At 40.4% G+C, this 10,993-nt stretch carries 10 protein-coding genes and 5 pseudogenes; all 15 read right to left on the bottom strand.

Annotated elements, in window-relative coordinates:
- A pseudogene (locus HT708_RS10630) lies at positions 1–678 on the bottom strand (IS3 family transposase); the annotation flags it as partial.
- A 146-nt stretch (positions 679–824) separates the two neighbouring features.
- Positions 825–1,817: a choline-binding protein CbpJ gene (gene cbpJ, locus HT708_RS10625; RefSeq protein ID WP_172926367.1), complete on the bottom strand. Its 993-nt coding sequence runs from the start codon at positions 1,815–1,817 to the stop codon at positions 825–827.
- A gap of 17 nt (positions 1,818–1,834) precedes the next feature.
- A complete protein-coding gene (locus HT708_RS10620; RefSeq protein ID WP_205380758.1) occupies positions 1,835–2,878 on the bottom strand; it encodes a serine protease in 1,044 nt (347 codons plus the stop codon).
- Between the two features lie 426 nt (positions 2,879–3,304).
- Positions 3,305–3,802 (bottom strand): annotated as a pseudogene (locus HT708_RS10615) (DNA alkylation repair protein).
- Positions 3,727–3,967 (bottom strand): annotated as a pseudogene (locus HT708_RS12260) (DNA alkylation repair protein). The pseudogenes HT708_RS10615 and HT708_RS12260 overlap by 76 nt, the downstream one beginning before the upstream one ends.
- Complete coding sequence (locus HT708_RS10605; protein ID WP_000698420.1) at positions 3,968–4,600, bottom strand: response regulator transcription factor; 633 nt, start codon at positions 4,598–4,600, stop codon at positions 3,968–3,970.
- Positions 4,601–4,613: 13 nt separating this feature from the next.
- Entirely contained in the window at positions 4,614–5,609 is a 996-nt protein-coding gene (locus HT708_RS10600) for a sensor histidine kinase (RefSeq protein ID WP_138703681.1), read from the bottom strand.
- Positions 5,606–6,304, bottom strand: coding sequence for a cell wall-active antibiotics response protein LiaF (gene liaF / locus HT708_RS10595; RefSeq protein ID WP_001224642.1), 699 nt, complete (start codon positions 6,302–6,304; stop codon positions 5,606–5,608). The genes HT708_RS10600 and liaF overlap by 4 nt, the downstream gene beginning before the upstream one ends.
- 76 nt (positions 6,305–6,380) lie before the next feature.
- Entirely contained in the window at positions 6,381–7,391 is a 1,011-nt protein-coding gene (gene fni, locus HT708_RS10590; RefSeq protein ID WP_000210664.1) for a type 2 isopentenyl-diphosphate Delta-isomerase, read from the bottom strand.
- Positions 7,375–8,382 (bottom strand): phosphomevalonate kinase, encoded by a 1,008-nt coding sequence (locus HT708_RS10585; protein ID WP_000562398.1) that lies wholly within the window; start codon positions 8,380–8,382, stop codon positions 7,375–7,377. Before HT708_RS10585 ends, fni begins: the two co-directional genes overlap by 17 nt.
- Complete coding sequence (gene mvaD, locus HT708_RS10580; RefSeq protein ID WP_172925180.1) at positions 8,369–9,322, bottom strand: diphosphomevalonate decarboxylase; 954 nt, start codon at positions 9,320–9,322, stop codon at positions 8,369–8,371. The genes HT708_RS10585 and mvaD overlap by 14 nt, the downstream gene beginning before the upstream one ends.
- A complete protein-coding gene (gene mvk / locus HT708_RS10575; RefSeq protein ID WP_119946563.1) occupies positions 9,304–10,182 on the bottom strand; it encodes a mevalonate kinase in 879 nt (292 codons plus the stop codon). The genes mvaD and mvk overlap by 19 nt, the downstream gene beginning before the upstream one ends.
- A gap of 121 nt (positions 10,183–10,303) precedes the next feature.
- Complete coding sequence (locus tag HT708_RS12045) at positions 10,304–10,450, bottom strand: hypothetical protein (protein WP_240156227.1); 147 nt, start codon at positions 10,448–10,450, stop codon at positions 10,304–10,306.
- 17 nt (positions 10,451–10,467) lie between these two features.
- Positions 10,468–10,584 (bottom strand): annotated as a pseudogene (locus tag HT708_RS12395) (transposase); the annotation flags it as partial.
- Positions 10,585–10,993 (bottom strand): annotated as a pseudogene (locus HT708_RS10565) (IS30 family transposase); the annotation flags it as partial.

The following is a 10,993-nucleotide window of genomic DNA, read 5'->3' as shown; positions in this document are numbered from 1 at the left end:
CATAATTTCCCTTGTGTTCGATAAAAATGGATTGAATTTCAGCTTTAAGCTCTTGATTCTTATCTAGTTTGTCTAGCTGTTTCAAGTGATAGTAGTAGGTCGAACGAGCTAGTTTAATGACTTTTAGAAGAAGATCTAACGAAAACTCAGTCATTAATTCTTGAACAATTTCTGTCTTTCTTCTTTCTCTTCTTTCTCTTTTTCCTCCTTCAATCGGAGTTCTCTTAACTTTTTTAGGATGGCATTCTCCGCTCTCAGGTACTCATTTTCTGCTTGAAGACGTTCTAATTCTGTCCTCTCTTCAGGTCTCTTTTTTGTCTTACGTCCCATTTTAGGTACTCTCCCTCTTGTTTTCTCAACAATAGTATACCCGTTTTTCTTGTATTGTGCTAGCCAATTAAGAAGTATCGTACGACTTGGGAGGCCGTATTCAAGAGAAACTCTATTTTTAGTCCAGCCTTCATGTATGACTTTATCAATCATTTCTTGTTTTAAATCAGGAGAATAGTAACGATTTTTTCCTTTTTTGACGAACTCTATTCCGTAACGATCAATCAATTTAATCATGTACCTAATCTTAGAATTGTTTATCCCAAATTTATTTGAAAGCTTCTCTAAGCTATATCCTTGTTTTCTAAGTTCATAGATCTGAACTTTATCATCATAAGTTAATTTCATAATAAAAATACCCCAAAAGTTAGATTTTGTCTGTCTAACTTTTGGGGTGCAGTTCACCTAATATTATGCGTTTTTCCTATTTTAAAGACTTTTATCCACCTATTATACAAAGTTAAATATCCATCACAGTTTACCATTAGCCTTCATTACTTAACCCATTCGCCATTATAGTTTAAGTAGTAACCACCTACTGTGGTATTAACAGCTAAAGCACCTGAACCATAGGCATAGTACCATTTACCATTGACTTGGAACCAGCCTATCTTCATATCTCCATTACTTGCATTTAGGTAGTACCAAGTTGAACCATCTTTCACCCAACCAGTAGACATTGCACCTGATGAACGAAGGTAGTACCAACTGTTACCAACATAAGCCCAACCTGTCTTCATATCACCATTTTGAGCATCTAGATAATACCAAGTTGAACCATCTTTCACCCAACCAGTTGCCATAGCACCTGATGAACGGAGATAGTACCAGTTATTACCTAGATATTGCCATCCTGTTTGCATTGCAGCAGTTGTTGGATCAAGGTAGTACCAAGCTGAACCATCATTTATCCAACCTGCACGTCTTTCACCACCAATATAGTTTTCTCCATTAATTTCTGTTTTAGCTAGATAATACCAGTTAGACTGATCATAAAGCCAACCTGTCTCTAAAGAATGATTCTGATTAAAGTAATAGTTCGTGTAATAACGCTTCTCTTCTTTATCTTCTGAATCTTCACGTTTTTCCCCGTACTCTTTTCCAACACTGTCTTTTGTTTTAATCTCTAATGCTTTCCAGCCAACAAATTCTTGTAGTACCCCATCTTGTCCAAAATAGTACCACTTGTGTTGAAGGCCGATTTCATTAACTGGTTGGTTATCTAATAAATCATCACGATAACCTGTTCCAGGAATTTCTAAGTATTGCCATCCAACTACCATTTCTCCTTTATCACCAAAATAGTAAGTTTTTCCGTCTATTTTATGCCAATAGATTGCTTTATGAGCATCTTTTACATAATATTTTCTATTATCCTTATCAACAAATTGGCCACCTGTGGTATCCGCAAAAACAGTATTTGTAGCTAGCAAACCAAAGAAAAATGCTGTCAGTCCAACTTGCATAGTTTTTTTCAAAAGTTTCATTTATATGTCCTCCAATATTAAATCCACTCACCAGATGAAGCAAAATTATAAACTTTACCATCGATAGTTTGGCTACCTGTTACCATAGCTCCACTTGAGTTAAGATAATACCAGTTTCCTCCTACTTTTATCCAACCTGTTTTCATGTCTCCATTAGTAGGATCTAGATAGTACCATGTTGAACCATCTTTATACCAACCAGTCTTCATATCACCATTTTTATTATCTAAGTAATACCATTTGCCTCGTACATTTTTCCAACCTGTTGCCATTGAACCAGAGGTTCCCAAATAATACCATTTTCCATTTACTTTTTGCCAATCTGTAAGCATCTTACCAGAAGCATCTAGATAGTACCAAGTATCATCTATTTTCTGCCAACCCGTTTGTTTATCATGTTGTTTATAATAGTACCAACTGCCACTTAATTTTTTCCATCCTTCAAGAGAATATCCTTTAAGTACTGAATAAATAAATGATAAATTCTGTTCATTTAATTTTACTGCGCTATTAACTTGGTTAGCTTCATCTCCCAAAGTATGTACTCCGACTACACGGTGACTAGCATCATAAACAGCAGATCCACTTGATCCCCCCAAAGTATCAACTTGATAATTCAAAAAAGTACCATCATCACTTAAAACTTGTTTTTTATCTGTATACATTTGATGAATTCCAAAATCATATGATGGATATCCTGTAATCGTCACTGGTGTTCCAGCCAAATTTTTCTGACTATTTGGAAGCCCCAGTGTTCCCAATTTTGCGCCAACAGGCTCTTCTAGAATTAATAGAGCCAAGTCATATTTCGATGCATCTCTAGAATTTAAAGTTCTAAATTCTTTCAAATAACGAACTTCCTTAACCTTGATTTTTCCAAATGGTTCCTGATCTGGACTAGCTGCTGGAAGTACATAAATAGCATCCGCTTCTTTTCCATATTTATGACTGTAGAAGTTATGAGCTGCTGTAATTAAAACATTATCTTTAATAAAATTCGCGCTTCCTCTTCCTTCTATATTCGTTCCATTGGCTACACCATTGTACTCAGACAAAACCATAGCTGAAGTTGAATACGGATATTGTAGAGTATTATCAATTTTAACCAAATCATCATTACCGATAATTACTTCTGATTGATTTTGGTAATATGAACCATATGTTGGCGAAATCTCAGGAAGTGAAAAATTATTAGTTTCTGGACTTTCCTGTAATGTTTCACTCACCTCATATTCTTCACCTGTACTAGAAATAACAGTCAAAGCAGATACTGTCGACAACTGGCTAGCCAATAAAGTACTCGCAATAATTGAAATACCCAATTTTTTATAAAACGTTTTCTTCATTATTTTTATCCTCCTAATGTGATTATAGCATACTATTCTAAATTTCTCAATCTACTATAGAATCAAGAAATCTATCACCTTCTGTAAATACCCTCCATTATCACATAAACAGGTAAACTTTTCAATTAATGACTGCGCTTTTCAATCACGATAGAGGTACTTGCTTGCTTCTTTGATACTAAGTTCAGCCATTCTTTCCTTGTTTTTCTCAATAAAGCATGTTACTCAAGTTGGATTCGTTTTGGAGTAGTCTCGCAGAGTCCAGCCAATGGCTTTATTGGTAAAAAATTCTGTTTGGTTCAAGTTATGAAGGAGAATCTTTTCCATTAATTGAGTATTGGTCTTCTCTTTTCTTAATAACTGGTGGTCAATAGCGACGCGTCTCAACCAGATATTGTCTGACAGGCTCCATTGGAGGATTATTTTTTCCAGTTCCTGCTTCTCATACACCAAACTCCCTACTACTCGATCTAGGATATCCACCGTATCCCACCAAGACTTGGTAACAACCAACTGCTCTAGCTTAGGCAAATCGCTGTCCTTTAAATAAGACTGCATTGCTTTCAAATAGTTAGCAGCCACATACTGGTATTCTCTAGATTCTTTTTCCCAGCAAGTATCTGCAAAATCCCAATCGATAATCTTTGTTTTTTCGCTTCTGGAAAATATTTTTATAGAGTTTATTTCTTTCAGGCACCGCAATACCTAGAAAAGAAAATTGATGGCGCATATGGGCTTCCATGGGTCTTGCTTTTTAGAGTCTTTTGCTGCTTCTAGCTCCTCAAGTAAATCTGCTAAACTCATCTAAAACTCTTCATGCCCCACCAAATGGTGCTGAAAGGCATAGACAGCCGCCTGGGTGCGATCGCTGACTTCAAGTTTGGCAAGGATATTGGACACATGGGTCTTGACCGTCTTGAGAGAGATAAAAAGTTCATCAGCGATACGCTGATTTTCGTAGCCCTTGGCGATGAGTTGGAGAACATCTCGCTCACGCGCAGTCAGGTCCTCATGTAGTTCTATGTGATTGCGGTGGTATTCGACTTTTTTGCTGACCTCTTGCTCAATGGCCAACTCCCCAGCAGCCACCTTACGGACAGCATGGAGCAGTTCGTCGGCACTAGAAGTCTTGAGCATATAGCCACGAGCACCTGCATCTAAGACAGGCATGATTTTTTCATTGTCCAAGTAAGAAGTCACAATTAAAATCTTGGCTTCAGGCCATTCTTTAAGGATGGCCAAGGTCGCGTCAATTCCATTCATCTCAGGCATGACAATATCCATGACAATGACATTCGGACGCAATTTCAAGGCCAAGTCAATACCTTGAGACCCGTTTGCCGCCTCGCCCACAACTTCTACATCATCTTGGAGATCAAAGTAGCTTTTCAAGCCCAATCGGACCATTTCATGGTCATCTACTAGTAAAATTTTCATCTTTACTCCTTTATCATTCCTTATCTAACAGGGGAATACGGATATCAACTGCCAGTCCTTGCTTGGGAGCTGTCAAGAGTTGAACTGTTCCAGCCATATCTTCAACCCTCTCTTTGATATTTCGCAGTCCATAACTCAAGTCGTCTAAGTTCCCTAACTGGAAACCAATCCCATTGTCCACCACCTTCAGCTGCAATTCAAAGTCTGTCTGATAGAGATAGACATCCAAACAAGAGGCCTGGGCATGGCGGAGGGTATTGCTAATCAACTCCTGCAAAATGCGGAAGATATGCTCCTCAATCTTCTTGGGCAATTTCGTCATATTCTGCTTGAGACTAACCTTGAGATCACTCTTGTCCTCAAGCTCTTTTAGGAGAATTTGAATCCCTTCTATCAAGCTCTTCTGCTCCAGTTCAATTGGTCGCAAGTGCAGGAGCAAGACTCTCAAGTCCTTCTGGGCAGTTTCTAAAATAGCTGTGACACTCTGCAACTGGATCTGCATCTTTTGTCTATCCAATTTCAAAGCCTGCTGACTGACGCCTGATAAAATCATGTGAGCCGCAAACAACTCCTGACTGACTGTATCGTGCAAATCCCGAGCAATCCGCTTTCGTTCCTTCTCGATGATTTCCTCTTCCTGAGCAAGGCTGTGATTTTCAGCCTTTTGAAGCGCTTCTGTCAAGAGGTTAAGTTTGCCAGATAAGGACTTAAAACTAGCATCCAAATCTGGATCTACAACCTGAACCACTTCTTTCCCTGCCAACAAACGCTTGAGATTAGCCTGCATTTTTCTTAGAGAAAGCTCTTCCACACCTCTCCAAAACAGGGATAAGAGAAAGGTCATGGACATGCTGAATACCAACAATAAAAAGATAAATTTTTCTGTTTTTTCGACATCGTGCAAGAAAATAGACCAGTCAAAGTCAAGGATTTCCAGCAAGCTGTGGGAGAAAAAAAAGACAAAGAGGACAGAGGTGATGGCAATGATTACATAAGCTTGTTTTTTCATCCTCTGACCACCTCCACATCCCCAATCATAGTGGTCAAGAAAATCTTGACACTCTTGTTACTCTTGAGATAGTCTTTAGTTTCTTGATGATAGTGTTCATTGCGGAGGGCTCGCTTGGGCTGATTGAAAAAAGTCAAATCCCCATAGAGACAATTAACGCTGAGACTGACTTCCACATCTACAGGTACGATGATTTTGGTCGTGCCTATCATCTTTCTGAGGATAATGACATTGTCATGATTGGTTAGGATAACCCTCTCCAGATGAATAGTGTCCCTACCCATGAGACGAAAGAGATTGATATCATCAAACTGGCAAGTCTGGTAGCTTGAAAAATGATGAAGATTTCCAAACCAACGATTTTTCTCCTTCTTAACCGTTACCACCTCTTCAAAAATCAAATTGGTCTGCTCTTTTTCCTGGTTCATCATCGGATAAAGAAGAAAGAGGCTGTAGATGACCGCAACAAAAATAGCTAGAATCACAAAAGGATTGAGCATGACGATGAAAAAGAAGAGAATGCTTGCCACCACTAAAAGAAGATTATTGCCCTCTTTACCAGTGTAATAGCGAATCAAAAGCAAAAAGAGGAATAAAATCAGCAGAAAACGTGAAAAATGCTCTGAAACCATCAAAATCAGAGCTCCCGTCAAAAGACAGGCTTCGATAAATAAAAAGATTTTAAATTTTCTCATAGGTTGATCCTCTCCTTTCTATTTTATCACACTTCAAAAAAGTCACCTCAGTCTGAGGATGGAAAAAAGGCGGTGGTCACGCCTTTTTCATCTGATCCTTTGCTTCTTTTAATTTTCCATAAAGAAGATAGTCTACTTTTTGCAAATCTGCTATGGTGGCACAATTAAGAGCACACATAATCAAACGCAGATCGTCTTTCCAGCCTTGAACAATACCAATCACTTCTTCAACTGAATAGGTTTCAACCAATTCCAGAACTGTTCGTGACAGTCCTACAGCTTTGGCACCAAAGACCAAACACTTAATCATATCCAGCGGATTCCGAACGCCTCCACTAACCAAGAGTTCGACCTTGTCTTTCCATTCTTGGGCGTTGAGTAGAGTCTGCACGGTAGACTGTCCCCATTGATTGAGGTAATCACGCTGGCCACTGCGACGGTTTTCGATATAGGCAAAGCTGGTGCCACCACGACCTGATAAATCCACTGTACGAACACCCAGTTCATAGGCTCTCTCGATGGTCTTGGCATCCATTCCAAAGCCCACTTCCTTGAGAACAATAGGAACAGGAATTTGCTGGCTATAGTCTGCCAGATGCGATTGCCAGCTTCTGAACTTCCTTTCTCCCTCAGGCATAAGCAATTCCTGCATGACATTGACATGCACTTGCAGGAGAAGAGGATGCATCTCTTCTACAGTCTGAAGGCCTAACTCGACAGGCTTGTCCAATCCAATATTGGTTCCAAGGAGGAGATTGGGATGACTAGACTTGACAGAAAAAGAGTCATCTGCTGGATCTTTGAGTGCTGCGCTATAAGAACCCGTTACAAATAAAATACCACAGGCTTCTGCCACTTGAGCCAACTTTTGATTGATTTCTTTACCTTTTTCACTCCCACCTGTCATGGCATTGATATAAAAAGGAAAATCCCACTTTCGACCAGCAAACTCTGTCGACAGATCGATTTCATCCAGATTGTAAAGAGGCAAGGAAGAATGAAGCAGCTCCACCTCATCAAAGCTATTATAGGAACTTTTCTGCTCAAGGGCATAGCGGATGTGCTCATCCTTACGATTTGTCGTCATGTCCTATCCTTTCTTGGTATAAGAGCTCAATCCCCAGATCGGCCCAACGGTTTTTTAGGGTTTCAGTTGATTGCTCATCAAAACTCAAGGCAATACCACAATCACCACCACCAGCGCCACTGCTTTTGGCAACGGCTTGCAAATCTTGACTGGCTTCTTTCAGCTGTCTAAGCGAAGGCGTATAAATATCTGCGCTCAAGCCTTCTAAGAGATTGCTGGCTGTTTCCACCTGCTCAATAACTTTTTCGGATTTCCCCTGCTCCAAGGCTTCTACCAGAGAAGCCACTGTTTCTTTTGAGGAACTTAAAAAATTCTGATTGATATTTTGCTTGATTTGTTGAACCATATCACTAGATACAGCCACTTCCTTGGTCCATCCCACTAGGAAATCACATTCTAAAGTTGGTTTCACTTGTGAAATTGAAAAGTCCCAATCACGCTCTAAAACAGTCGCCAAATTTTCTTCTTTCAACCAAGCTGCTACCTGCTGGCGATCAAATGACTGGTAAAGAACCAAATCCTCTGCCACAATACAGGCAAGGTCCCCCATAGACCCATTGTCTCCGCGCTTGAGCAAGACAGCGCTAGCCAGCTTGAACAAGAGCTCCTGATCAACCGAAAGCTTATACAGAGCTAGCAGAGCCTTGATGACCAAAACAACGACGCTACCGCTAGAACCTAGACCAAACTTTTTCCCTTCCCGTTCCATTTTTCCTCGAATTTCTAGAGAAAAATGTCTTAAAGTTTGACCTCGATAAGTCAGGAAATCTTCCACTAAAGCAATCGTTTCTTGAATCAAGCTGTAGTCAGAATTTGGCGCCAAATCTACTGCGAAATCAAACAGATCTGAATAAATACGGTAGCTGTCAGAAAAAGCAATATCGCCCTTCATATAGATGGGAATGGCCTTTATCAAGGCCAACTGTCCGGGCTCTAAAATAGCATATTCACCTGCCCAATAGAGCTTTCCACAAGTTTTAACAGCAATCATCTTGACTCAAATCCTTTGTTTTTGACACAATCAAGCGGTAACGTTGACCGAAGATTTTTGATAAATGCTCCAAGTCTTTCTCTTGACAAAGAACTTTGACATTAGGACCGGCATCCATAGTAAAGTAGCAGGCCTCTCCTTGCTCGCGAAGTTGACGAACAAAGTCCATCGCTTCATAAGATGAATCGGTCAGATAAGAAAAGGCTGGTGATGCTGTTTTTGTCGTAGCGTGCATAGCAAGAGCATTTTTCTCCGTTAATTCTCCAATCTTGGCAAAGTCATTTTCCTTGAGATAAATCAGCATATCCTGATAGTCCTTCTCAGACTGACGAACCCAGTCGTCAAAAGTCGTCGAAGTCTCCACACAAAGTTTCATCCCGTCACGGCTAGAGATTGGTTTTTTCTTGTCCTCTAGCACCAACATGATCATAGCTAGTTTCAAGTTTGTCTCTACAGGGTAAATTCCCCCACTATCCTTGTCCCAGGCACCTAGTGGTCCATAAAAACTCCGAGAAGAAGAACCTGAGGCAAACTTAGCCTCCTGTGCCAACTGACTCCGAGACAAACCAAGCTGGAAATAAGCATTACAAGCCTTGACCAGGGCGGACAAACCACTAGAACTTGAGGACAGGCCCGCTGCCGTAGGCATATTATTTTGAGTATCGATACGGACAAGGCCCTCACCAGCTGGACGATAACGGTCAATAATCTTACTCATCTTGGCATGCTCGACCTCATTTTGTAGCTGACCATTGATGTAAAATTCGTCAGCTGTTACATTGGCTGGTAAAGGCGACAAGGTCGTCTCTGTATACATATTTTCCAAAGTTAGAGAAATACTGCTAGTAGCAGGCACCATCTCTTTTTCTTTTTTCTTTCCCCAATATTTGATAATAGCAATATTTGCGTAGGAACGTACTGTTACAGGCTCTCTATCCATGTCTGAACAGCTCCTTTCTCTTCTAATCTTTCTGCTAATTCTTGTGCGTGTGTCAAATTATCTGCCAAGGCTATAATACAGCCTCCTAGCCCACCACCGCTCATCTTGGCACCCAGAGCACCATGGCTAAGAGCCGTTTCAACCAGATGGTCTGCCTCAGGGCTACTGACCCCAATTTCTTTTAAATGTAAATGCGCTTGACTGAGGATTTGTCCCAGTTCTTCAGCATCTTTTTGTGAAATCGCATCCTCTGCCTGCTGGGTCAATTCTCCCAAGGCATGAAAAAATGGTAGGGCATCCTTGCCCTTATTTTGAACTACTTGAATGGATTCACGAGTGTGACCATAAACACCTGTATCGGCAATCACCAAATAGGCGGATAAGTTCATCTCAAGCTCTGTAAATCCTACATTCTTAATAAAGCGAATAGGTTGGTCACTGAGACAAGTCTTAGCATCCAAACCACTAGGATTCATATGGGCAATCATTTCAGCTCGATTGACCAAGATTTCTAGTACATCATGAGGCAGATCAGCCTGATAGTAGTCAAATACCGCACGAATGGCCGCTATGCTGATAGCCGCTGACGAACCCATCCCCCGTTTCTCAGGGATAGCCGAGTCAATCTCACAACGAATGCAGGCTTCTGTGATATCCAAATACTCCAGTGAAGCATAAACCGCCATGGACAAGGTATCCTCCTCATAAAGGCGCCAAGGACTCTCTGCAGGAACTACCTTACAGGTCACCTCCACCTCCAAAAGAGGCAGGGAAATGGCAGGATAACCGTAAACGACCGCATGTTCCCCTATTAAAATTATCTTACTATGTGCCTGACCGACACCAACTTTTTTTGTCATTTTTTCCTTTTACTAGACGAAAAAACGTCTTATTTTTCATACAAGTATTAATTCTTTCCTATCTATTTTATTATATTTTCACAAAAAAAGCGATTGTTTCCATTCACAATCGCTTCTTTCATTATTGAACCCATTCGCCATTATAGTTGACAGAATAGCCATTTACAGTCGTATTCACTGCCAAGACACCTGAGCTATAAGCGCGTAGTACCATCTGCCATTGACCTGGAACCAACCTGTCGTCATAGAACGACGAAAGAAACTCCATACCGTTAAGTAAAGAGGAAAGTCGTGAGGGAGCATGCGCCATTGACAACCTGTTTTAGTGACGTACAAAGTCTCATTAACAAGTACTCGTTTCGGCCATTTATAGGTGCGGTGTTTGGAGAAATAGGGTTCAATCTCCCAAGAGTCATAGGGGCGCATAATAGATATGTTCCTCAGAAAATACATCAGACAAGCGGTTAAATTCTGTACCATTATCTGCCGTGATGGACAGAATCTTGTCTTGTTTTAAGATGAGTTTTAAAGCCTGATTGACCGCCTCAGCACTTTTATTTGGAATCAATCGGATAATTTGATGCCTAGTCCTTCGATCAGTTAAGACCAGTAAACAATAATTTTTCACCCTTGTAAGCAGAACCGTATCAATCTCATAATGCCCATTCTCCAATCGCAGATTGATAGCTTCAGGACGCTGTTCGATAGATTGACCAGGGGGTTTAAAATTGGTGCTAGCTTGTTTCTTAAGCGCTTTTCCTTTTCTAGGATAGAGCAGATCCTGTTTTGACAATCCTAATTTTCCATGATG

This window comes from Streptococcus sp. 3613 (assembly GCF_013277375.1).
Classification (GTDB): domain Bacteria; phylum Bacillota; class Bacilli; order Lactobacillales; family Streptococcaceae; genus Streptococcus; species Streptococcus pseudopneumoniae.
This window is presented reverse-complemented; position numbering and strand designations above follow the sequence as displayed.

Bases quoted from the DNA above. Each gene is read 5' to 3' on its own strand.
- mvk (WP_119946563.1), bottom strand. From the start codon at position 10,182: ATGACAAAAAAAGTTGGTGTCGGTCAGGCACATAGTAAGATAATTTTA.
- mvaD (WP_172925180.1), bottom strand. From the start codon at position 9,322: ATGGATAGAGAGCCTGTAACAGTACGTTCCTACGCAAATATTGCTATT.
- HT708_RS10620 (WP_205380758.1), bottom strand. From the start codon at position 2,878: ATGGTTTTGTCTGAGTACAATGGTGTAGCCAATGGAACGAATATAGAA.
- HT708_RS10600 (WP_138703681.1), bottom strand. From the start codon at position 5,609: ATGAAAAAACAAGCTTATGTAATCATTGCCATCACCTCTGTCCTCTTT.
- HT708_RS10605 (WP_000698420.1), bottom strand. From the start codon at position 4,600: ATGAAAATTTTACTAGTAGATGACCATGAAATGGTCCGATTGGGCTTG.
- cbpJ (WP_172926367.1), bottom strand. From the start codon at position 1,817: ATGAAACTTTTGAAAAAAACTATGCAAGTTGGACTGACAGCATTTTTC.
- HT708_RS12045 (WP_240156227.1), bottom strand. From the start codon at position 10,450: ATGGAGTTTCTTTCGTCGTTCTATGACGACAGGTTGGTTCCAGGTCAA.
- HT708_RS10585 (WP_000562398.1), bottom strand. From the start codon at position 8,382: ATGATTGCTGTTAAAACTTGTGGAAAGCTCTATTGGGCAGGTGAATAT.
- liaF (WP_001224642.1), bottom strand. From the start codon at position 6,304: ATGAGAAAATTTAAAATCTTTTTATTTATCGAAGCCTGTCTTTTGACG.
- fni (WP_000210664.1), bottom strand. From the start codon at position 7,391: ATGACGACAAATCGTAAGGATGAGCACATCCGCTATGCCCTTGAGCAG.